Annotated in this window: 21 protein-coding genes and 1 pseudogene; 7 read left to right on the top strand and 15 right to left on the bottom strand. The window is 43.2% G+C overall.

Annotated features, from left to right (window positions below; all coding sequences use genetic code 11):
- Positions 1–52: 52 nt before the first annotated feature.
- Positions 53–1,228 carry an O-succinylhomoserine sulfhydrylase gene (locus tag K2P83_RS07375; RefSeq protein ID WP_292927794.1) on the top strand — a complete coding sequence of 392 codons (1,176 nt, stop codon included), beginning with the start codon at positions 53–55 and terminating at the stop codon, positions 1,226–1,228.
- Between the two features lie 63 nt (positions 1,229–1,291).
- On the opposite strand, the gene K2P83_RS07370 is transcribed toward K2P83_RS07375, so the two are convergent.
- Entirely contained in the window at positions 1,292–1,783 is a 492-nt protein-coding gene (locus tag K2P83_RS07370; protein WP_292927793.1) for a peptidylprolyl isomerase, read from the bottom strand.
- 29 nt (positions 1,784–1,812) lie between these two features.
- Complete coding sequence (locus tag K2P83_RS07365; RefSeq protein WP_292927792.1) at positions 1,813–2,406, bottom strand: peptidylprolyl isomerase; 594 nt, start codon at positions 2,404–2,406, stop codon at positions 1,813–1,815.
- A gap of 147 nt (positions 2,407–2,553) precedes the next feature.
- Here K2P83_RS07365 and cysS point away from each other — a divergent pair, with 147 nt between their 5' ends.
- Positions 2,554–3,936 carry a cysteine--tRNA ligase gene (gene cysS / locus K2P83_RS07360; protein ID WP_292927791.1) on the top strand — a complete coding sequence of 461 codons (1,383 nt, stop codon included), beginning with the start codon at positions 2,554–2,556 and terminating at the stop codon, positions 3,934–3,936.
- Positions 3,937–3,956: 20 nt separating this feature from the next.
- Here cysS and K2P83_RS07355 read toward each other — a convergent pair whose 3' ends face one another.
- The 5 genes from K2P83_RS07355 to K2P83_RS07335 form a co-directional block, all read right to left on the bottom strand.
- A complete protein-coding gene (locus tag K2P83_RS07355; protein WP_292927790.1) occupies positions 3,957–4,709 on the bottom strand; it encodes a class I SAM-dependent methyltransferase in 753 nt (250 codons plus the stop codon).
- A 15-nt stretch (positions 4,710–4,724) separates the two neighbouring features.
- A complete protein-coding gene (gene motB, locus K2P83_RS07350) occupies positions 4,725–5,651 on the bottom strand; it encodes a flagellar motor protein MotB (protein ID WP_292927789.1) in 927 nt (308 codons plus the stop codon).
- A gap of 41 nt (positions 5,652–5,692) precedes the next feature.
- On the bottom strand, positions 5,693–6,553 hold the full coding sequence (motA, locus tag K2P83_RS07345) for a flagellar motor stator protein MotA (RefSeq protein WP_292927788.1): 861 nt from the start codon (positions 6,551–6,553) through the stop codon (positions 5,693–5,695).
- A 291-nt stretch (positions 6,554–6,844) separates the two neighbouring features.
- Positions 6,845–8,650, bottom strand: a complete 1,806-nt coding sequence (locus K2P83_RS07340) for an ABC transporter ATP-binding protein/permease (protein ID WP_292927787.1) — start codon at positions 8,648–8,650, stop codon at positions 6,845–6,847.
- 23 nt (positions 8,651–8,673) lie between these two features.
- A complete protein-coding gene (locus K2P83_RS07335; RefSeq protein WP_292927786.1) occupies positions 8,674–9,951 on the bottom strand; it encodes a divalent metal cation transporter in 1,278 nt (425 codons plus the stop codon).
- Positions 9,952–10,154: 203 nt separating this feature from the next.
- Here K2P83_RS07335 and K2P83_RS07330 point away from each other — a divergent pair, with 203 nt between their 5' ends.
- Entirely contained in the window at positions 10,155–10,559 is a 405-nt protein-coding gene (locus K2P83_RS07330; RefSeq protein WP_292927785.1) for a hypothetical protein, read from the top strand.
- Here K2P83_RS07330 and K2P83_RS07325 read toward each other — a convergent pair.
- The 3 genes from K2P83_RS07325 to K2P83_RS07315 all read right to left on the bottom strand — a co-directional run bounded on the left by K2P83_RS07325 (position 10,556) and on the right by K2P83_RS07315 (position 14,618).
- Positions 10,556–10,858: a hypothetical protein gene (locus K2P83_RS07325; protein WP_292927784.1), complete on the bottom strand. Its 303-nt coding sequence runs from the start codon at positions 10,856–10,858 to the stop codon at positions 10,556–10,558. The two genes, K2P83_RS07330 and K2P83_RS07325, sit on opposite strands and share 4 nt — an antisense overlap.
- Before the next feature lie 60 nt (positions 10,859–10,918).
- Positions 10,919–12,637, bottom strand: coding sequence for a YbaL family putative K(+) efflux transporter (ybaL, locus tag K2P83_RS07320; RefSeq protein WP_292927783.1), 1,719 nt, complete (start codon positions 12,635–12,637; stop codon positions 10,919–10,921).
- A gap of 64 nt (positions 12,638–12,701) precedes the next feature.
- Positions 12,702–14,618: a hypothetical protein gene (locus tag K2P83_RS07315; protein ID WP_292927782.1), complete on the bottom strand. Its 1,917-nt coding sequence runs from the start codon at positions 14,616–14,618 to the stop codon at positions 12,702–12,704.
- Between the two features lie 270 nt (positions 14,619–14,888).
- On the opposite strand from K2P83_RS07315, the gene K2P83_RS07310 reads away from it, so the two are divergent.
- Both K2P83_RS07310 and K2P83_RS07305 read left to right on the top strand, forming a co-directional pair.
- Positions 14,889–15,419, top strand: a complete 531-nt coding sequence (locus K2P83_RS07310) for a hypothetical protein (RefSeq protein WP_292927781.1) — start codon at positions 14,889–14,891, stop codon at positions 15,417–15,419.
- Positions 15,420–15,660: 241 nt separating this feature from the next.
- Positions 15,661–16,224, top strand: a complete 564-nt coding sequence (locus tag K2P83_RS07305; RefSeq protein ID WP_292927780.1) for a nucleoside deaminase — start codon at positions 15,661–15,663, stop codon at positions 16,222–16,224.
- 143 nt (positions 16,225–16,367) lie between these two features.
- On the opposite strand, the pseudogene K2P83_RS07300 reads toward K2P83_RS07305, so the two are convergent.
- From K2P83_RS07300 to K2P83_RS07290, 3 genes and pseudogenes are all read right to left on the bottom strand, one after another.
- Positions 16,368–16,574: pseudogene (locus tag K2P83_RS07300) on the bottom strand (IS630 family transposase); the annotation flags it as partial.
- Positions 16,575–16,791: 217 nt separating this feature from the next.
- Entirely contained in the window at positions 16,792–19,164 is a 2,373-nt protein-coding gene (locus tag K2P83_RS07295; protein ID WP_292927779.1) for a hypothetical protein, read from the bottom strand.
- Positions 19,165–19,336: 172 nt separating this feature from the next.
- Complete coding sequence (locus tag K2P83_RS07290; protein WP_292927778.1) at positions 19,337–20,026, bottom strand: septal ring lytic transglycosylase RlpA family protein; 690 nt, start codon at positions 20,024–20,026, stop codon at positions 19,337–19,339.
- Between the two features lie 283 nt (positions 20,027–20,309).
- Here K2P83_RS07290 and K2P83_RS07285 point away from each other — a divergent pair, with 283 nt between their 5' ends.
- Positions 20,310–20,684, top strand: coding sequence for a hypothetical protein (locus K2P83_RS07285; protein WP_292927777.1), 375 nt, complete (start codon positions 20,310–20,312; stop codon positions 20,682–20,684).
- 231 nt (positions 20,685–20,915) lie between these two features.
- The gene (locus K2P83_RS07280) at positions 20,916–21,137 is read left to right on the top strand and encodes a DUF2798 domain-containing protein (protein WP_292927776.1); all 222 of its coding nucleotides are present in this window, start codon (positions 20,916–20,918) and stop codon (positions 21,135–21,137) included.
- A 276-nt stretch (positions 21,138–21,413) separates the two neighbouring features.
- On the opposite strand, the gene K2P83_RS07275 is transcribed toward K2P83_RS07280, so the two are convergent.
- Positions 21,414–22,634, bottom strand: coding sequence for an AAA family ATPase (locus K2P83_RS07275; protein ID WP_292927775.1), 1,221 nt, complete (start codon positions 22,632–22,634; stop codon positions 21,414–21,416).
- Positions 22,634–23,329 carry an OmpA family protein gene (locus K2P83_RS07270; protein ID WP_292927774.1) on the bottom strand — a complete coding sequence of 232 codons (696 nt, stop codon included), beginning with the start codon at positions 23,327–23,329 and terminating at the stop codon, positions 22,634–22,636. Before K2P83_RS07270 ends, K2P83_RS07275 begins: the two co-directional genes overlap by 1 nt.
- Positions 23,330–23,767: the final 438 nt, after the last annotated feature.

Genomic DNA, 23,767 nt, shown 5'->3' with positions numbered 1-23,767 from the left:
AATTTTTCAAAATTGTTTACATTTTTACGTTTTTGCTTGAGGTTTTATATACATGTCTGATCATTTACAACCAGAGACACTTGCACTTCATACCGGAATTCATCGTAGTCAGTTTAACGAACATTCCGAGGCAATGTATTTAACATCAAGTTTTGTCTTTGATAGTGCCGCACAGGCAGCTGCACGCTTTTCCGGGAGTGAGCCGGGAAATATTTATGCCCGGTTTACCAATCCCACTGTAACCGCATTCGAAGAGAGGCTTGCGGTGCTGGAAGGTGCAGAAGCATGTATTGCAACTTCTTCAGGTATGTCAGCAATACTTGCATGTGTAATGGGATTACTCTCTGCCGGTGATCATATTGTCGCTTCGCGCAGCTTATTTGGAGCCACTGTCAATTTATTCAATAACATATTGAAGCGGTTTAATATCGATACCACGTTTGTATCGGCTACGGATGTTAATTCATGGGAAACTGCAATACGGCCTAACACCAAGCTATTTTTTCTGGAAACGCCGTCCAATCCATTAACAGAGATTTCAGATATCGCTGAATTATCAAAAGTTGCCAGAAAGGCTGGTATTTGGCTAGTTGTTGATAATTGTTTTTGTACCCCCATCCTGCAGAAACCGCTCGAATTGGGTGCAGATATTGTTATACATTCTGCAACCAAGTATTTGGATGGGCAAGGTAGGGTATTGGGGGGGGCTGTGTTAGGTAACCAGGAATTACTAATGGATGGCGGTATATATGGTTTCCTGCGCACAGCCGGACCAACACTTAGTGCATTCAATGCTTGGGTAATATTGAAAGGTCTGGAAACACTCAAAATACGTGTGGAGGCGCATGCCAGGAATGCCTTGAAAATAGCCCAGTGGCTTGAATCTAAACCAAATGTGACACGTGTATTTTATCCCGGCTTAGTGTCTCATCCGCAATATGAGTTGGCAAAATATCAACAGAAGTCAGGTGGCGGTATTGTCACATTTGAGGTGAAAGGTGGTAAAGAAGCGGCTTGGCGTATCATAGATTCAACGCGGCTGATATCGATCACTGCTAATCTAGGGGATGCCAAGAGCACATTGACACATCCTGCAACAACAACCCATGCTCGTATTAGTCAAGAAGCACGGGATGCTGCTGGCATATCCGATGGATTGCTACGTATCGCAGTGGGATTGGAAGCGGTACAAGATCTTCAGGATGATCTGGCACGAGGGCTATCGTAAAGAGCCTTGACTGTATGTGCCATGTTTAATTTAACCAAAATGCTTGTTGATTATTGCCAGTGACTAAATTACTTCAGCTTTCTGGATAATGACATCTTCGATCGGGACATTCTGGTGACCAGCAGAATCTCCAGTCTTAACCTTCTTTATTTTATCAACAACATCTTGTCCCTCAACCACTCTCCCAAATACACAGTAACCATAGCCTTGTGATGAAGGGGATTTGTAATTTAGAAATCCATTATTGGCAACATTGATAAAAAATTGCGCGGTTGCAGAATGCACGTCAGCAGTACGTGCCATTGCTATGGTATAGGTATCATTTTTGAGCCCATTAGCAGCCTCGTTTTGAATGGGTGCTTGCGTGGTTTTTTGTTTCATTCCGGGCTCAAATCCACCACCCTGAATCATAAAATCATCAATGACGCGATGAAATAATGTGTTGTCATAAAATCCGCTGGTGGCATAATTTAAAAAGTTCTGTACAGTTTCAGGCGCTTTCTCACTATCCAGCTCAAGTGTTATAACACCAAAATTAGTTTGTAATCTGACCATATCAATCCTTTGTTGGTTTGTGATTCCTGTTATTGAGGGTTCTGTTTCTCAGGAACGGGCAATTTAATAATTTCTTCGATAATTACGCTATTTTTGGGCACATCTCCTGGAAAAGGGCCGCCTGATCCAGTTGGTGCGGATGCGATTTTATTCACAACTTCCATTCCCGTGATTACTTTACCAAATACAGTGTATCCATAACCGCTTTGGCTGGGTGCTTTATAATTGAGGAACCCGTTATTCGCGACATTGATAAAAAATTGCGCGGAAGCAGAGTGCGGATCTGATGTGCGCGCCATTGCTATTGTTCCAATCTCATTCTTTAAACCATTCGCCGCTTCATTTTGAATCGGTGGCCTGGTTGGTTTCTGCTTGAAAGCAGTATCGAATCCGCCACCTTGAATCATAAAACCCGATATCACACGGTGAAACAGCGTATTTTTATAAAAATCGTCTTCAATATATTTCAGGAAATTCTCCACTGTTTCGGGTGCTTTGTCCGGATAAAGCTCAAGTACGATATTCCCTAAGTTCGTTTTCATTTCAACCCGTATGTCTGCGGCATTAACACTGATATGTACCGAGATTAAAAACAGAAAAATCAAAATCTGGCGGAGTCGCATAGGTATCCTATTAGTTATAAACGAGGGTAAGAGTTTCATATTTACAATATGCTATACTCATTGATTATTTGTTTTTGATTCAGTCATCAAGAACATCCGAATTCTATCAAGAAGATAGTCAGCTCTACAATTTTATCTGTTGGCCTTATGCTTAAAATTTATAACTCAATTGCCCGGGAAAAACAAGATTTTGTTCCCATCATGCCTGGAAAGATAAAAATATATGTTTGCGGTATGACTGTCTATGATTACTGTCACCTGGGGCATGCAAGGGTTCTGGTGGTTTTTGATACGGTTGTGCGGTGGTTTAAGGCGAAAGATTTTGAGGTCAGTTATGTGCGGAATGTTACTGATATTGATGACAAAATTATCAAACGTGCGCAAGAAAACGATGAATCAATCGAAACGCTGACGCAGCGTTTTATTCAGGCTATGAATGAGGATTCTTCAGCGCTGGGTGTTTCATCACCGACCCACGAGCCGCGTGCAACTGGATACGTCGAGAACATGATTGGTATGATCGGCACCTTGATTGAAAAGAATCTTGCCTATCAGGCAAGTAATGGTGATGTTTATTATGCTGTGCACAACTTTCCAAGTTACGGAAAACTTTCCGGTAAATCTCTGAATGATCTTCGTGCCGGCGAACGCGTAGAAATTGATTCGAATAAAAAGGACCCGTTGGACTTTGTGCTGTGGAAATCTGCAAAGCCGGGAGAGCCGTCTTGGGAATCTCCTTGGGGAAAGGGGCGTCCGGGCTGGCACATTGAGTGCTCGGCAATGAGTGAACAACTATTGGGTGTGCATTTTGATATTCATGGCGGGGGACAGGATCTGCAATTTCCACACCATGAGAATGAAATTGCCCAAAGTGAAGGTGCGCATGATCATCCCTTTGTTAATTACTGGATGCATAATGGATTTGTGCGCGTTGATAATGAAAAGATGTCAAAGTCCTTAGGTAACTTTTTTACGGTTCGAGAGATACTGAAACATTATCAACCTGAGGTGGTGCGTTTCTTTATTTTGCGTGCGCATTACCGCAGTCCATTAAACTACTCTGATCAGCATCTGAAAGATACAAAACTTGCACTGGATCGTCTGTATATTGCTCTCAAGGAAGTGAAGCCGGTTGATATGCTAACGATCAATTGGAGTAATCTCAATGCGCAGAGGTTTAAAGCTGCAATGGATGATGACTTTAATACACCGGAAGCAATTGCGGTATTGTTTGAGCTTGCCAGTGATATCAATAAAACAGGTTCAAAAGAGAATGCGGGGCTACTAAAAGGATTGGGTAATTTATTGGGTTTGTTACAACAAAATCCGCAAGAATATTTGCAAAATAAAGTTGTTACTAGTGAATTGGATTCTTTAACGCAAGATACGATTGAACTTTTGATTCAACAACGGATAAGCGCACGCAAAGAAGGCCGGTATTCCGATGCTGATGCGATTCGAAAAAATCTTCTGGAACAAGGCATCATTCTTGAGGATAATCCCCAAGGCACTGCCTGGCGTCGCACATAAATATACTTGGTTCAGTCGATCTATATTTTCCATAGATATAGTGTGGATTTTGAAAAATCATCTAATGGGATACTTTTATAAGGTGTGATGCCAGGGATCATGAAGGTATTGCTGATGAGTAGACTGCCCGGACGCATTTCCTTAACCGCTTTGTGCCAAAGCGATTCCATAGGAACCGGCGACAGATAGGCATAGACAACATCATATTTTGAGAAATCGTATTCCCAGAAATCCCCCCAAAATACTTTACAGGTTGAGGCGCAAAATAGACTTCTTAGTTTACTGATTAAGAATGGCAAAGGTGCCGATTCAATGCCGTGGAATATGCCATTTCTGTGGGTGTTTGCCAGATTCTTCACTAAGCCGCCGCAGCCGCTCCCTAGATCAACAAAAGAAAATTGCCCTTGCTCAGGTAATAATGCTTCAAGCGCATGATTTACCCTTTTACTTGAAAGATAAAGCGGTACTTGGGTCTTATAAGTTTTTCCATAAACCAGCAATAAGCAGAGAAAAAATACCAGAAACCAAGTGGAAGAAATATTTAGCGCCAGTGTGGCGATAGCCAACGGAATAAATGCCAGGTGAATCGGAATCCACCATACCGGCATTCGCATGGAATAACTAATCAGTCCAGCCAATAATCCCTGCACTAGACTCCATTCAAACAGGCTCAATGCAATTGCTGATTGCGCTACTATAAAAAAACCAATCGATACTAGGGTGAATATTTGAATAAGCAGCGCGATAACGACTGGATGGAGGTGTTTTAACATTTAGGATTGGTAGTGTTATAAGGAGCTATTTTCTGGGTTCTGTAATAATTCTTTATTGGGCTCATCCTGCATATCAATATCGAGTGTGTGCTTATCCATCGTGATGGATTTCTCAGCTCTCTCATTCATAACCACGATACTGATCCGGCGATTAATTGGGTTGAGCGGGGCATCCTTATCAAATAACACGGCAGAAGACAAACCGATGACTTGTAGAACTTTGCTTGTATCCATGCCACCAACAATCAGCTCTCGCCGTGAAGCATTCGCACGATCAGCCGATAGCTCCCAATTGCTATAGCCCTTGTCTCCGGTTGGAAATGGTTTTCCATCCGTATGCCCGGAGAGGCTGATTTTGTTTTCGACATCGTTGAGCATTTTACCAATTTCGCGCAGGATGGTTTTAGTATATGGCTGCAATTCGGCTTTTCCCGATGCAAACATAGGACGATTCTGTTCATCAACAATTTGGATTCTTAAGCCATCCGATGTGATATCCAGTAAAAGCTGGTTTGCAAATTTCTTTAATGATGGATTGGCTTCAACCGCATCTTCTATTTTCTTTTTTAGCCCTTCCAGCTTGATCAATTCGGCGCGCTCCTTGATGATTTTTTTGGCCTTTTTATCTTCTTCAGCAGTACTTTTCTGTACTTGACCTTGCTGACGTGTCAAATCGGTTCCACCTCCTTTAATTAAACTGCTGCTTTCACCCACAGATGATCCACCCATCAGCGCAACTTTTAACGGTGTTTTAAAATGCTCAGAAATGCCTTCCAACTGACTCTTGGTTGATGATCCCAATAACCACATTAATAAAAAGAATGCCATCATAGCGGTGACAAAGTCAGCATAAGCAATTTTCCAGGCACCACCGTGATGGCCACCCGCTACCTTCTTAATCCGCTTGATGACAATCGGGCGCTGCGAAAGATCATCGGCCATAACTATTCTCGCAATTCAAATGGGAGATCTTTTTGGAAAAACTACTTTGTTTTGCTCTGTTTGACATGTTCTTCCAATTCAAGGAAAGACGGTCTCTCGGTTGTGAACAAGACTTTTCGGCCAAATTCAATTGCAAGAACCGGGGAATAGCCATTTAAATTGGCCAGCAATGTGATTTTTATACACTCAAATAGCTTACTGGATTCATGCAAACCATGTTCAAGTTTGCCGGCGAGCGGGCTGACAAATCCGTAAGCCAGTAAAATTCCAAGGAATGTGCCCACCAAAGCCGCAGCAATCAAAATTCCCAATTCTGCTGGTGGAAGATGAACCGATTCCATGGTGTGTACCACCCCCATCACGGCAGCCACAATGCCAAAAGCAGGTAATCCGTCGCCCAGTTTAGCGACTACATGTATGGGTACTTCACCCTCTTGGTGATGTGTCTCCAGCTCGCTATCCATTAAACTCTCAATTTCCAGAGAATTGAGATTGCCGCCGACCATTAATCTCAAATAGTCCGTGATAAATTCTGTGATATGGTGATCAGCCAAAATATCGGGGTATTTCGTAAAAATAGGGCTGTTGGCTGGGTCGTCCACGTCGCCTTCAATGGACATTAATCCTTCTTTACGGATTTTTCCGAGTATTTCATAGAGCAATGTCATTAAATCCATATAAAGCGCTTTGGTGTATTTGGAGCCTTTGAAAACAGTAGGTAGTGCTTTTAGAGTAGCTTTAATGGCTTTATTCGAATTGCCAACCACTAAAGCCCCTAGAGCACCACCACCAATCATAAGCACCTCAACGGGCTGCCACAATGAAGCGAGATGACCGCCCGCTAATGCAAAACCGCCAAATACAGAAATAATAATGATGAGATAACCAACAGAAACTAGCATTACGGTAACTCCTTAGAATGTGATTATGCAATCTATCGACGGCAGATTCTGAAGTGGGAAGTTAGCATATGGCTAGAAAATTCATTTCTGGAGATAAGGCTAGTTTTCCCTGTATTTTCTGGATTTCTAGTATTGCTGCTACTTTCCTTGTAGGCACAATTAATAAATGGCGCCTGAGCCAAGGAGCCTAAGCGTTGTAAAGAATGCTTTAGAAGCAATTGCACAGGATGCCAGATCAGAAAATCTGACAGTTAAAAGCAATTCGTTCTTTGGGGTAGTTATTCCCGGTGGTTAGGGGAGGGGAACTTGCTGATGTTGCTTAATTTCTTCTTGTTGTTGTAACTCCCACATATGCGCATAAGTGCCGTTGGCTGCCAGTAGTTGCGTGTGGGAGCCACGCTCGATGATGCGGCCATGATCCATCACTAGAATTTGATCGGCATCGGCGATGGTGGATAGCCGATGGGCAATGGTTAATGTGGTGCGGTTTTGGGCGATACGTTTTAATTCCGCTTGTATGCGTTTTTCGGATTTTGAATCCAATGCCGATGTGGCCTCATCAAAAATCAAGATTCCAGGATTTTTCAGAATGGTACGAGCAATTGCCACACGTTGTTTCTCACCACCGGACAATTTCAAACCGCGCTCACCGACGATCGTTGCATATTTTTCCGGTAGGCTTTCAATAAAATCATGGATATGTGCTGATCGGGCTGCCGCGTAGATGTCTGCTTGTGTCGCATCTGGTTGCCCATAAGCGATGTTGTAAAAAATACTGTCGTTAAATAGCACGGTGTCTTGTGGAACGATACCCATAGATGCCCGCAGACTTTGCTGGGTGACATCCCGGATATCCTGATTATTGATGAGGATGCAGCCCGATTGCACATCATAGAAACGGAATAGCAAGCGTGCGAGCGTAGATTTACCAGAACCGCTATGGCCTACCACCGCAATGTTTTGCCCGGCTGGAATATCAAAGCTGACGTCAAACAGTATCTGCCGATTGGATTCATAACTGAAATTAACCTGGCTAAATCGGATAGCTGGATTCTGTGCACTGAGCATTTGGGCATCCGGTTTATCCTGGATTTCCTTATTCTCATCTAATAGCGTGAACATGCGCTCCATATCAGCCAGAGAATGCTTGATTTCACGATAAACAAAGCCCAGAAAATGCAATGGCATGTAAAGTTGCAACATAAAAGCATTGATTAGCACCAGATCGCCTATGGTCATGCTGCCCTCGACGACTTTATCGGCAGCCAGCAACATTAAAAGCGTGACGCCCACAGCAATGATAACGCTTTGCCCGGCATTCAACGTTGCCAGTGAAGTTTGGTTGCGGACGGCGGCCTTTTCCCATGATTGCAAATGCTCATCGTAACGACGCGCTTCCCAGGTTTCGTTGCCAAAATATTTTACCGTCTCGTAATTTAGCAAGCTGTCTATTGCCTGGGTATTGGCTTTTGAATCCATATTGTTCATGGTGCGGCGAAAAATCATGCGCCATTCGGTAACGATCAGCGTCAGTGAAATATAGGCCAATAGGGTCAAGAAGATAATAATGGAAAACCTGATGTCGTACTTGCTGATTAAAATAGCGAGCACCAGACTGATTTCAAGCAAGGTAGGCAGGATATTGAACAGCATAAAATTCAACAGAAATGAAATGCCGCGTGTACCCCGCTCAATATCGCGAGAAACGCCACCGGTTTGACGTTCCAAGTGAAAACGCAAAGACAGGGTGTGCAAATGCATGAATACTTTGTTCGCAACCCGGCGAATCGCGCGTTGTGTTACTTTGGCGAAGATTGCGTCACGCAGTTCCCCGAATAATGTGCTACATAGGCGTAAGACGCCATAGCCAACTAATAAAAGAACCGGTAGTGCCAGCATGGCACGCGGTTGATCTAAGGCATCGACAATTTCCTTCAGAATCAAGGGTACCGAAACGTTGGCGAGTTTAGCCAATACCAATAAACTGAGTGCCAGGACAACCCTGACTTTAAATTCCCATAAATAGGGCAGCAGGGCGGCAATCGTTTTCAAATTATTGCGTGTGGCTGCAGGTTTCTCAAGTCGAGTGGGGCGCATCGGGATCGATTAAAAGATGCAGATTAAAGTAGTAAATAACTGATCGAACATCCCAACAAAGCAGCCACTCCCAGCCAACACCAGAGCAACATGAGTTTTCCAGGACGATGCTCGTCAGGTATGCTTTTATTAAACATCGCCTGCATGTTCAGTATTGCCAGAATGGGCGCCGCTACAAAAGCAATCACGGTGGCAATTTTCACCATTTCCCGCATGGAGGTCATATAAAAGAACAGTATTAATAATGTGCCGGTGATGATAATGAATAACCAGATTAAATAAGTTCTCTCATTATTGCGATGCTTAATTTGTTGTGGGAACAACAATTCAAGCGAAGCACTAATAGTGCGTGGAAAAGCATCTAGTACGGTCAGTGTGGTACTAAACATGGTGGCCAGTGCGGCAATGGCAACAACAGGATAAGCCCATGGTCCCAGGGCTTGTTCATACATATTCATCAACTGGCCTGCAAATGCAGCGCCTCCAGGTGCAAATGTTTCATCACTGCCATACATTACGAGTGCACCTAGTAATAAGAAGCATATCGCCAGGAAGGCGGTTCCGATATAGCCGACTCTGAAATCGAATAAGGTTTCTTTCATGCTGGTTATCTTGCCGTCGCTTTCATTCTTGCTTTTTGACCAGATGGAATGCCACACGGAAAGATCCAGCGGCGCAGGCATCCAACCAAGAAATGTTGCTAAAAATATTAAATGTGCGGTATCGGAAAAAGAGAAAAAAACAGTTGCCGATTTATGATGTCCTGGATTATCGAATAACAACATGATCACGGCAGCAACAGAAGTTATCGTGAGTACCAGGATGATGACTTTCATCAATTTATCTAACAATACATAGTGACCGCTCACCAGTAATGTGAAGGAAAATAGGAGTAATACACTGCTGATGATAAATGCAACTATCTGGGGATCATGTCCGCCAAGTCCTTCCAGTCCAAAAATATGCGTTATCAAACCGGAAGTAACTACAGTAATAGCCGCTTGAACGATAAACATGGTGGCTATCGTCATGAGCAGGTATAACCACACGGCCCATTTCCCGAGTTTCATATAGCCGTGTAATATGTTTTGCCCCGTCGCAGCGGTGTAGCGCGGTCCAAATTCAAAGAAAGGATACTTAACCACATGGATGATAATGATAGCAATTATCAGCTCAAATCCGAACATCCCGCCCGCTTGTGTGGATTGAACCAAATGGGATACGCCGACAGCGGCCCCTGCATACAATAATCCAGGACCCAAACGTGAGATAAAATGATTAAAAAGTTTGTAGAGTGACATTGTTCTTATTTCTTTGAGATATCGTATTATGAAACTGGGTTCTGGTTTTTTCAAAAAAACACAGTAATTGTTTCTTGCCCTCTTGAGTTCCTGAGGCAACGGCGCTAAGGTAACACAAGTATTGATATCCTTTGTGCTGATTTGTTGGAAGTAAGCAGAATGGTGATCACAGTGGAATTTTAGAATGTGCTACCAGATCAATTATGGAAATTACCTGCTATCGAGATCTTGAAATCAACCGGGAAGCGCGTCACTTGCCGGCGAGTACTTATAATCTGGCAATCACCTTGTTAGCGCGCTGTCCTACTAAGCATTTATTTGTTCCCATTCGCAGCATGCAGTATATGGCGATCATTGACCAGGAAGAGTTTGTGTTTATCGATGGAGAGCGTAAATGCTGGATTGATATCGCGTGGCGTAATTTTAAACCGCAAGCCCGCGATGCACTGACTCAGCCGGTTGCTTACGAAGCCGTTTATTACCGTGCGAACCTGTCAGCAATCATGTCACGGTTGCAAAGGGAGTTTCCGGATGCCTTGCAAGCCCTGGTCAACAAAACAAAGCTGGATGGCCCGGCCCGTATTATCCATTTTCCAGCAAAAGATTAATCATCATCCTTTAATTCGGCATCCCAACCCTTTTCCTTGGCGCTCGTAATAGCTTGTTCGTATAACCGGTTATGCCGGGCGCGTAATTCATCCGGCAGACGGCTGGGTAAATGCGCATAAGGCTCCCAGGCACTGTGAACTTTTTCATACAGCGATTGCATTTGTGCGCCGCTCCAGCCTACGCAAGTCTCTGTTTCGGGCAGAATACCAAACACCCAAGCGTCGCGTACGATGCGGCCCAAGTGCGTTAATCCTGCATTCTGATCCTGATCGATACCCACATAAAATTGTTCTGTCATTGCGTTAATCTCTTGAAAATTTGCATATTACTGTAGGTGGTTTTAAGCTTGTAAGCCAGATTAGCTTTCTCTATGGATAGATTCAGATTTTGCATTGAAGCGATCCAGTATGTGATGGGTCATGCTCTTGGCGAGCTCTTCCTCGCCAAAGAATACAGTACCTATCTTGTCTTTGCGTAATAATTTTGTTTCATCCTCACTGCGAGTACGCAATACAATTTCAATTGTTGGATTTAATGTGCGTGCGGTATCAATCATCTGGCGAACATTCAATGGATCGGATGTCGCGACGACCAGCATGGCGGCATCCGTAATATGCGCTTGTATCAGTACTGAAGGTTCCGTGGCATCACCTGATACAGCATTTTTGCCTTGTTTGCGAAGATCCTGAACCAGTTCACGATTTTGCTCTGCGATGATATAAGGGATATCCTTTTCATTCAGAGCATTTGCAATGCGCTGGCCGACGTGGCCGTAACCCACGATAACAACCTGTCCCTGAAGAAATTTACGTTCTGTGCTCATGGGTAGCTCAGCGAATGGATCATCGCGATTTTCATATTTGCGTGCTACTGCAGAGTATTTCAATATCCAGTTTCGAATCGGTACGACCGCAGCAAAGGCAATAGGATTAAAAGCAATCGAAATTAAGGCGCCAGCAAGCACCAGACTCATTCCTTCGCTAGACATCAATCCAAGCGATAGCCCCAATCCTGCCAGGATAAAAGAAAACTCTCCAATCTGTCCTAAACTTGCCGCCACTGTCAGTGCGGTATTAAGTGGATAGCGAAGCATTAGAACCAGCAGCATGGCCGCCATAGATTTGCCAACAATAATGATGGCTACAACAGCTAAGACATGCATAGGTTCATTGATTAGAATGGTGGGATCAAACAGCATGCCGACAGAAACAAAAAACAACACTGCAAAAGCATCGCGCAATGGCAGTGACTCCTCGGCAGCACGATGACTGAACTCGGATTCGCGCATGACCATGCCAGCGAAGAAAGCACCGAGTGCAAACGACACGTTAAATAGCGCTGCAGCACCATAAGCAATGCAGATCGCAAAAGCAACGACAGAAAGAGTAAATAATTCACGCGATCCTGTGCGCGCAACTTGCCACAATAACCAAGGCAATACACGATGACCGACTACCAGCATCAACGCAATAAAAGCTGAAACCAGTAACAACGTATGTCCGACGGTGAGCCATAGAGAACTGGTTGCACTCTCAGTTCCGTTGGATCCTCCCAGCATGGTGGCAAACGAAGGTAAAAGCACAAGAATCAATACGGTGACAAGGTCTTCAACAATCAGCCAGCCAACGGCAATCTGGCCGTTCATGGTTTCCAGAAGACTACGTGATTCAAGCGCTTTAAGCAGAACAACCGTGCTGGCACAAGATAATGACAAACCCAGTACTAAACCCGCACCTAAACTCCAGCCCCAGGAGTCAGCCAGAACCATGCCTAAAATGGTCGCAACGGCCATTTGAACAATTGCGCCAGGCAAAGCGATACGTTTTACTGCAAGCAGATCATTGAGTGAAAAATGCAATCCAACACCAAACATCAATAACATGATACCGATTTCTGATAATTGAGAAGCAATGCCAATATCTGCGACAAACCCGGGTGTAGCGGGGCCAATAGCAATCCCAGCGAGCAGATAGCCTACCAAGGCAGGTGTTTTAAGCCGTTCCGCAATAAAGCCAAAGATTAAAGCCAGACCAAAGCCGGCTGCAATCGTAGTAATCAGTTCAATATTATGTTCCATTCGAATTCCAGTATTTTTGCCTTATAGGAGTATTGGCCGGTTTGTTTGGTTCGCTTTATAAAGATTAGCGGATACTTTTATGCGTATCAGCTTCAATATCGGTACTGGGAGCGCGATCAGATACAGCAGGTGTGTTTAAAAATTTCTCGAACTCAACGCGCTCTTCTTCAATGGCATTCAGAATCTGGCGTTTAAACTCATCGCGTGAAAATGCCTCCTCGAGCATCAGAAGCAGCTTTTCAACGGTCAATCCAATGGTGATGCCGCCAATAATACCACCGATGGCTGCGCCGATGGCCGTGCCAATGCCGGGAATGAATGAGCCCAGCGCCGCCCCTGTAGCGGCACCAGCCGCAGCCCCGCCTAAAGCACTGATAGCTTTGCCGGCAGTCACCTTAATTAAGGCTTGGGCGCCGAGCTTGATGATCCCCTTTCCGGCCACCTTGGCAGTGATCTTGCCGGCGATTGCACCGGTGATGGCACCCGCGGTACCAATGCTGCCTGAGATCAGCATGCGATTTTCAAGATTGATGATGACACTGTGTGTGGGCGGTTCTTTGAGCGCACTCAGTGAAGCATGTCTGACAATCTCCAGTTGTGAATTATCAGCAGGCTCAACACGATTCTCCGCCAGAATCTGCTCAACTTTTTGTAAATGCTCTGCGCGTAATTGCTGATTATTCTGTAGCACCTCTTCAATGGATTGTTGTACCGGGCCAAATACATTGCCTTGCATCAGATAATTTTGCAGCTTCTCGGCCATCCAGTTTTCCAGAACTCCGGTGGCTAATGCCACAATCCGTTCATACTCCCCCGGCAGGCTGTAATACCAATCCAGATAATCATCTACATTGTCGATCATTTGCTGAAATCCGGTACCGGTGGTTTCGCGCAATTTGCCCAGCGATGCTTCCAGCTTGCTGAGGCTGTCGAGATAAGCCTGCTCAATTTGCGCGGCTGTTCCGGGCTTGTAGTAATCATCACCGATCATTTCCACTGTTTGAATCACGGTTTGTTTTGATGCCTGTATTTCTTTGATCGTCTCCGGATTGGAACGCAGCCAGGCATCGACGTAAACAGTCGAAGGCACGTAAACAAAGAATATAAAGAAAGTAGCAAATGCCGAGGTGAGCGCCCAAGCCCAGGGCGAAACCGCAGGCGGCTGATCGGTATCCTCTATGGGAGCGAATATGCGGCGGTGTTCGGATAATGGAACCATAAAACTGGAAATTCCGAGCGCCACATTATAAAAAAACAGCAAGCTACCCAGAAAAACACATCCCAGATAAAGCACATCACTGAATGAATGCAAGCTATCTAGTGCATACCGCTTCATTCCTTCAATAAAACCCAACAACCGGTTGGTTTCAAGAATCAAGATACTGTTGGTTGTCCCATCCAATCTCTGGCTTTCCATCGCGACAGCTTCCACCAATGAGGCATATTGACGGTTTGCATCGGTATGGTTCACAAACACAACAAAAAACACGGCCATCGACAGCGCAGTTACCCAGCGCGACCAGGCTAAGGATTTATGTACGGCGATATAAGGCTTATATTCACGAACAGCAATGGGGAGGAAAATAGTATAAATGACGGCAAATACCGGAATAGCCGCAAAGAAGATTATCCACTCCTGTTTTTCTGCCGCGCCGAGATAAAATAACAGTAAAAATGCAAAAACAATCGACCACAGCAACCATCCAATATACGCCAGAATCCGGCGGGTAAAGAGCCAATGCAGAATGCCCAATTTTTTAAATTGGCTGGAAAGATAAATTCTTTCAATTGTCACCGCATAAATCGCAGCAAAGTAAATGGGTAATCCAAACAGGAATGTTACCAATAAGGCAAACCACAACTGCTTATCCGGAATCAATCGCCCAAAATAGTAAGCAAACCCCAACCAACTCGCAGAAAATGCCAAATAGCCGAGCGTTCTTACGAAACTAAAGTTTTTAAGCGCTGAAAACACAACCATGATTCCTTCTGATCAACAACCGGGGATAAAAACGAGCTACAGCAGGACGGAAAAATAAACTAAAGTCGCTGGCTGATAGTAGACTTGATCTGGCTAGGGGCTGTCAAGATATTGATGAGCTGATGACAGTTTTCGGAGTTTATGATAAATGCGACTGCAAGTTTAATTTTAAATGATCGAGTTATTAATTGTTATCTCTGTTGTTTTGCCAGTAAATTGCTAATAATACATAATAAATTATTCTTAATTCATGAAGTTACAAGATAATCTATGCCACCTGTTAATTTAGATGTTGACGAATCCCTTGAAGATGACCAAAAGCTTTGGCGTTATATGACTTTATCTAAACTCATATTTATGGCTGAGACAAATGTTTTGTGGCTTGCTAGGGCAGATACATTTAAAGATAAGCATGAAGGTCGATTTCCAGATGAAATGAAGGAGATAACTGAGCAAGCATATAAAGAGTTTGATGATAATGATGAATCTCCTGTAAAAAATGCGGATGATTTTCAAGACTACCTTCTTAAAAATTCATTTATAAGTTGTTGGCATAAGAATTTTGATGAGAATATGGTGATGTGGGAAATCTATGGCAGAGATAACAACGCAATTGCAATTCGAACTACAGTTAAGAATATTAAAGAAAGTATTGATTCTTCTTGTTTAACTTGGCACTCACTTAAGCTAAAAAGTGTTATTTATGAACAAGCAAATGAAATTCGTGGAGTATTGCCATATGAAGATTGTTTCTTTATAAAAAGGCCACATTTTTCTTTTGAAAAAAAAAGTAAGGATTAGTTTAGATACCTATTCACGTGATCCATCGAAGAAAACACCATATGGATACAAGCTTCCAGTTGATATTAATAGACTTATAGAAAAAATACTAATCCATCCAGATAGTCCTGACTGGTTTATGGATGTTATTAGCTCCATAGTTAAGAAATATGAAATTAAGGTACTTGTGTTACGTGGATTATATGGCACAAAATAATTGTTTTCTTAGCGACTGATCTGATAATTTCTTATTGCGTGCACAATGAATCACTGGACCGACATCAAACTACCGATCCCAGAATGGCTCAATACCTGGGCTAACGGAATCCCGGAAGCTTTTCCCGATGTGAATCAGAGAATGGCATTGGTCATTGATTTAGCTCGTATGAGCATAAAAAATGGAGGGGGGCCATTCGGCGCGGCCGTTTTTAATCAGCATACCGGCGAGCTCATTGCGCCGGGGATCAACTGGGTTGTTCCCGGCAGATCCTCATTATTGCATGCCGAAGTGATGGCGCTGGCTTTAGCGGAACAAACGCTGCGTAGCTACGAACTCACAAGTCATGGCTCGTTTGAGCTGGTGACCAGTGTGGAACCGTGTTGCCAGTGTTTGGGTGTGTTGCTGTGGGCAGGTGTGGTCTCGGTTGTTTGTGGTGCGCATTCGGAAGATGCACAGGCGATCGGTTTTAATGAAGGTCCTCGTTCGTTGCACTGGGAACAGGAGTTGAAGCAAAGAGGAATTAGCGTAACACGGGAAGTGATGCGTCCTCAGGCTGTAGAAGTTTTGCAAAGCTATACCGGAGAAATTTATAATAGTCAGCTATAAGCTTCAAACCGATCTAGATAATTTGAGATATTTTTGCTTTAATTCGCTTACGATAGTTACTAATGTCAGAGTTGGTCGAGTGGTTCAGGAAAATTGAGGGCTCGTATGAGACAAAAAATATTAATGTAGTGTCTCTCAAATGTTTATACATGCAAACAATGCTGAGATTTCATCATAACGTTACGGGCACGCTGAATTTTCCGCAAAATTATTTCGCCCTTGGCATTCCAGACATAACGTTTGGGATTTTGATTGCGGTCAGCCAAATAGGTAAAAATTCAATCTGCCAGTTCTTTAACTGAAGCAAGGCTGCCACTGACGATTCGATCAGTCAGATCGCGGAAGAAACGGAGCGTATAACAACATAAAGATGAACTCTGTACTCAAGATACATTTCTTCTGGAATGCTGTCATTGACAGTGAAGCAGGGCGGATGAGCTTGCGTCATCCGCCAAAAAAGTTAACAGTTTATTTTGGACTTGCGATTCCCCGTGGTCTTGCCACGGGGATAGGTGCAGGGCGCGCGGAGCTAATTTATTGAAATAAATCCAATCAGCATAAATAAACTCAGCGATTAACTGGTTTAGCTGCTGGAACATTTTGTGCTGCTGGAAGCGGTGTATTGGGTGCTAACTCTGAAGATTTAGTTGTCGGCTGCGATCCATCTTTTGTGGCCTGTTTTTGGTCACTAGGGGCAACATCCGGTTGGGGAGCGGCAACTGCCGCTTCTGCTTCAGGTTTAACTTCGCTTTCAGTGGCTGGTTCTTTTTTGTTGGATGAAAATTGATTCCATAATTCTTCAACTGTGCCTTGGTGCAGGTGGCCGGTATGCCAAAGATAAGCGATGCTGCCTAGCAGTAACAAAATGAGTAAATAAGATTTCCATGGACTTTTTTTTTCTGCATAAGGATCTGTGAGTGAACGTTGAGCACCGGGTGGTAAGGTGGCTATTTGTGTCAATGATGCTCCAAATGGAATATTAATAATTGCACGTGTGTTAACTGCCCAGCCATTACCATCTAACAAGGGTGCCAAGTTACGCTTACGTAGTTTGAGAAAAGCCAGCAGAACGGACGGGCCAGAGATCAGTAAGATCAATCCAACGATAGCTAATGGCATTTGCCACCAGACTAAGCTGATAAAACCGGTAACAACGGATGCAATCGCGGTGCCGATGGCGCCAATTGCCAGACCGATGGCGGCAAAAATCCCTGCAAACTTGCCCACATCAAATGGAGCAGGAGGCGTTTTGCCCGTGTCATTTGTTTGTGTAGTATTTGCGATACCTGATGCCGCCTGATCCTGTACTGCCTTTTCGCGAGCGCTAGCCATTTTCTCGATCTGCTCACCAATCATTTTGCCGATTCGCTTGTACGGATACCAAAAGGCTTGGCGTACACTGATGGGATGCTCGATGATTTTTACGATGGTTGCATTCCAATCCCGGCCTGTGCGATCATAAAATATACCATTACGGCCTACCATTAAATTATCGGCATCACCATTCGTAAAAGCCGCAGCTATAATCATCTTTTCATTGTCACTACCTTCACGCTGACACTCACAATAAGCGAGGTAAGTGCCACTTAAATTGGCCATGATGCTGTGCTTGTTAACGTCTGTTACCCGTAAACAGAAATCGCAACTACGACCATCTAAATATAAAGATCCTGCTTGAAAAATAGCCTTGTTTTGAGCAGTATAAAAATCACGGAATGATACAAAGTTATTCAAAAGACGAAATAGATCGCGGTGGTAGCGAATCAGTTTTTCTACAGAAATAATAGCATCTGATGCCTCGGCGAGTGCTTTGTCTTCATGGATCATAGACAAGACTTTCTCTTGATAGCCACTTGCCAGAATATATCGAATTCGCCTGATTCCTAAGGTTTCAACGGTAGCTCCGCGTTTAGCATCGAGCCATGCTTGATGCGCTGAGAAATGATTGCACAATTGTTGCCACTCTTCGTAATTGAGATTTTCTTTATCACCTAGCAGAGGACCGATCACTTTATTCTTAAATTCGGTGATTGCAAAAATCCACGCAGGGTTAATTCCTGCCGTAAGTGGAAGTAGTTTGTTCGCTTCAATTTTTGCAATAGGCAGGGAGGCAATTTGTTCGGAGTCAGTAGATAAATTTTTACTGGCGAGTGCTTCGTATTCTGTGAGTGCAGGATTGAGCGGTTCGCTTGCACGTTGATCGAATTCAGCAAGTCGGCAACGCGTAAAGTAATCATTAATTTTAATTTTTACACGATCAAACGCTGACTTGGCAGCTTCAGTCTCTTCGCCTAAGAGTAGAATATTGGTTGCATCGCGTTCCGCTTCCTGCCACCATTCCGAATAAGCTCTGGCTTCCAAAAAGAACTGATTGATTTTTTCTTCCGAGACACCGGGTAAACCGGATCGGTCTTCTTCCGCTCCGACACAAGTTATAATGTCCTCAATGACTAATTGGGTATCAGTGTCAGTGGCTGTACTCGAAGGGATGATGCCGTCACCATTAAATTTTGTATCGGCAAAAATCTTATTCAGGTCTGCAGTATCCTCAACTGAGATGGTCAGCTCGTTTTTCTTGCCGATATTCAGCAAAATTTGTTTTGCTGAAGCCAATAACGCGGCTCCTTCCGGTGTGCTATCGTCAATAGAATTTAGCGGAAGAGTATCCGATCCCTTGGTAAGGTCCCCTGGCTGCTTAAGTAGTGACGTTGCCCAGTTAGCAGCAGCAATAATTTCTGGTACGCGTATATGTCCGTCTTTATCGGTATCAATGAACTCAAGCGTTTTACTGTCGAACTCAAGGTTGTTAGTTGGACAACTTAGGGCTGCCCAAAGCTTTGGGTCAAGTTCACCGAGAGATTTTAGATCGATCCCCTCTTCTAAACGGACTTGATCAAAACCACCGGAGCGAAAAAAGCGCCATTTATGTAGGCTATTCATAATTTCCTTTTTTCGTGATTAATTGATTTTTATACATTTCTTGAGCATTGCCTTTAGATAAGAATTCTGATTTAAAATGTGTTGATATATGGGTGTTTAGCTTGGTATGGTTAGGCGAATTCAATTGCTTGCATCGAAGTGACACTTGCACGCCATTTTGGTTGAGCAAGCTTTATTCACTTCGCGACAAACAGGCGGTGACATGATTGCGATAGAAATTTTCTGTTAGCCCTAGGATATCTGCTTCATTTTGGCAGATACTCAATCTCGAATGATTTCTGATACCGCTCTCTTCAAGCCGAACTGGTAGTGCTTGAGCTCTGACGCTTGGTAGTGCGCCATTGTTAGGTGGAATTGATTCTACATCAAGCTGTACAGGCATGGTGCCTGCAGAACCAAAACCCAGTTGAATTGTGGCTTGTTTTGATAAGTTAATAATTCGATCTCCGCTACCACCCCAGCGATCATTGATACGCACTATGATCTGTTGCTTGGTTTTAAGGTTAGTCACCCGAACGTTACTACCGATGGGAAGAGTTCGATGTGCTGCTGTCAATTGCTCAGGGTCATAGGCTTCGCCGCTTGCAGTGTTCCGTCCTTCCATAGCTGGGGCATAGTAGGTTGCGATGCCCGTTTCGGAAGGCCATAGAGGTTCTTGTGTAGAGTTATTTATTTTATTTTGACTAGTTGATGAAACCAGAACCTCTGTTTGTTTGGCGGTATGGACACTTGCGTTGGGTGCTCTATCAATATTCTGAGTGTTCATAGATTGTGTAGGATGCGAAGTATCATTTATTACTGGTGTTGCGATGCATCCACATAATAATAAAATAAGAGGGCTGAAAATATAACTATCTTTCATGGTGTTGTGTTTTTTCACTATTTTAAGGATAAAGGAGCTTTGTCACTGACATAGGACTTATCCTACACGATTTCAAGTTCTATTATTCAATTATTTGAATATGAATTATTGCTCCCAGATACCAAAATAATGCTTTGTATATGAGCGAACGCAAGTTAGGAATTCTATCTATAGCATTTGGTTTTATGCAGGATCAGATAAAAGTAAAAGGAAAAAAACATTTGCACAGTTAAAAAAGTAGCTCGTTTCTTAAAAAATTTCAAAATTCATATTGAGTGAGATCATGAAATACTGGAGAGATATTACATTACCAATCCCGGAATGGTTTAAAACTTGGGTTATTGATATTTCTAAGCCCTTTCCAGAAATAGATCAGAGAATGTCTCTGGTTATTGATTTAGCTGGCATAAGCGTTAAAAATGGAGGAGGGCCATTCGGTGCGGCTGTTTTTGATCAACATACCGGTGAGCTTGTCGCTCCGGGAGTCAATTGGGTTGTTCCCGGCAAATCTTCATTGTTGCATGCCGAAGTGATGGCATTGGCTTTAGCGGAACAAACGCTGAGAAGTTATAAACTCGTAAGTCATGGTTCGTTTGAGTTGGTGACGGTGTGGAACCTTGCTGTCAGTGTTTGGGTGTGTTGTTGTGGGCGGGTGTGACTTCGGTTGTTTTTGGTGCACGGTTGGAGGACGCACAGGCAATCGGATTTAATGAAGGCCCCCGTTCGTTGCACTGGGAAAAGGAGTTGAAGCAAAGAGGAATTAGCGTAACACGGGAAGTGATGCGTCCTCAGGCTGTGGAAGTTTTGCAAAGCTATTTTGCTTTAATTTGCTTACGATAGTTACTAATGTCAGAGTTGGTCGAGTGGTTCAGGAAAATTGAGGGCTCGTATGAGACAAAAAATATTAGCGCATTGTATTTATTGTTTAATGATGTCGGCAACTATGACCGGTTGTGTTTCCGCGACAGTTACCGCGGTCAATCTTGGATTTTCTGATGCTTTTATCAGAGAATGGCTTTATTCATGGAGTATTGCTTTTCCAATTGGTTTTGGTGTTTTACTTGCGCTGTCACCGCTCTATAGGCGCGCTGTAGATGCAATTGTACGTTAGCTATTCCATAGTTCTGCAGATTACTTTTTCTATCGCCTAATGGTTTCCATTACAAAATGAAGATAATCTCTCCAGTATACATGGATGTATTGACTCCATTAGGATGCGTACCGGTATAGTTCTACTTGAAATTATTACTATCATGAATCATTGCTGTCCCGCTAACTTATGCTGACGTGATAACCAGTTAATTCAAAGCTTATAATCAGTTATCATTATTTCCAGATGCGAAGGTTTTGTATTTTACAAAATTAACCTAAAAATATAGCAATTAATTTAACTGAGCAAATCCATGAGACAGCCGAGGAATCCTGCAGAGTCCGTGCGGTGACAAAAAAACCAAACACTAACCATGAATGCGACCATTGATAATGCCAGCAATGTAGATGGTACCATTAAACTTTTTTGTTCATATTTGGCTTTAATTGTCTTGGCAATATCGTCATAGGATTTCTCGGAAACATCTACTTCTGTTCCAGAAATTTCAGGAGTCTGATCATTTACTACTCTGTTCTCTTGCTCTGTTTTCTTTGTAATAGATGTCACGGATTTTTCTTTCTCAATCGGCGGTAGCGACGCTGTTTCCAGAACGGCACTATTGGCAACTTCCTGTGTTGCTTGCTGCAATTCCTGTTTTTTTCTTTCTCTGTTGTTGAGTAAGATGATGTAATGAAACACATCGGTAACCAATCCCATTCTCTGTGTCGCTTCATAGATATCTTGCGCGTCGACGAGTGGCTTGTCTCTTTCATACGCCACATTGAATGATCTGTCACACAGAGAATTAATCGTCCGTGGTGTTCCGCCGGAACTAAATGCGATCGAAAGCGCTTCCCATCCGGTATCTGAAATCAGGTTGGGAGCACCGCCAGCTACTTGGATGCGATGTGTGATATATTTCAGTACCCTATCAACATTCATTTTTCCCAGCGTTTCAAGTGCAGCGATCCGCTGTTTAAAGGGTGCCATCTCCGGTTTGTTGATCTTTTCCATCAATTCTTCCTGACCGAGAAGCAATAGCTGAATGAGTTTAGTGGATCCTTCTTCAAGATTGTTCAGTAAACGAATGCCGTTGATAACATCATCTGACATCAGATGTGATTCATCCATAATGACCAGGCATTTTTTTCCTTCAGAATTGATTTTTAAAAGCGCATTTCTGATATCCCGCATTACAAAGGTTTTTTCAGATGATGTAGGTTGTAATCCAAGCTCCTGCGCAAGAAATAGATACAGATCAGAACTGTTGGCAGGCGGCTCAGCCATCCAGATTACCTGGATGTCTTCGGGAAAATCAGATTTTATCATCTGACTGAGTGTGGTTTTGCCGGAGCCGATTGGTCCGGTTACGACGATTAAACCTCGACCGCTCTGTAAAGATCCGGAGATCTGTTTGCGTATACGAGCATGATCACCCTGATCATAAAAAAATAGTGGATCCGGTACATTCTCAAATGGAAGTAAATTAAGGTTAAAGTGCTGTGCGTACATGTGCATTAATTTGTTCCTTCTTGCGGCATTAGTTTTACTTCGACTCTACGATTTTTTGCTCTACCTTCTTCGGTCGTGTTGGAAGATATCGGGCGAGTATCACCATAACCAGTAGCTGATATCCGGTTTTTCGGGATGCCATGCAACACCAGGATGTTTGAAATGGCTTTTGCACGGCGTAATGATAAATCCATATTATCGGTACCTGGTTTACCGGTTGGGATGTTGTCGGTATGGCCTTCTATGAGGACGCGGCTATCTGGAGATGATGATATTTCTTTGACCAAATTTTCAATCGTAGCGTAAGTAACATCTTGGAAAACATCTTGTCCAGAAAGAAATGTTTTGCCATCAAATATTGTCAGTGTTCGTGATTGAGATTTAGTATCGATAGTTTTATTGTCTTTTAAAGCGCTTTCAGTTGTTGCCGGTTGATTCTTAAACTGGGTAATTGTTTTATCCACACCTTCAACAAGCGCCCTGTTGGTATCCTGATCTTCAGTTAAATAATTGAAGGCATCGGTTGTTGATTCAGGAATGGATGCAGGAGCAGGAACAGGTGGTACAGGAATAGGTATTATTTCCGACCGGTAATCTTGATAAGCCATTGCGTGAACCGGAAGTTTTAACGCTTTAAACGTGACAATCGCCGATAGGGAAAAAAATATAACAGACAGTCCAATAATAATAGAACGCATCATAAAGTACTCGATTTAATATGTTTTAGAACTTAAGCGAGTATTAACGGATTTAAATCAAAATATTTTAACGCATTGAACGATACTTTGCTTATTTGAATGGAATTCGTCAATAAATATCTTGAATTTAAATCGGAATGTTGCAATCCGTACAAAAGATGATTGCGAACCATTGTATAGCTGTGCGGTGGTTCCGTCACTCGCTGATCATCAGCGGAATTGGGTCAGCCAATTTCTATTATTCAATGTAAATTTTTCCCCAAATAAGTTAATTGAAGCATGGTGCCATGCACATTTTATTGGAGTTGCCCCCTTTGAACGGACACATTATGTTCTGTTTAAAGGAGAAGAAATATGACACAAAACTACAAACCTGCTTACCCACCGGAGTTTCGTCAGCAGATGGTGGAATTGGTAGCATTAGGCAAATGACAGAGGCAA

This window comes from Nitrosomonas sp., from assembly GCF_019752415.1.
In the GTDB taxonomy this organism is placed as follows: domain Bacteria; phylum Pseudomonadota; class Gammaproteobacteria; order Burkholderiales; family Nitrosomonadaceae; genus Nitrosomonas.
This window is presented reverse-complemented; position numbering and strand designations above follow the sequence as displayed.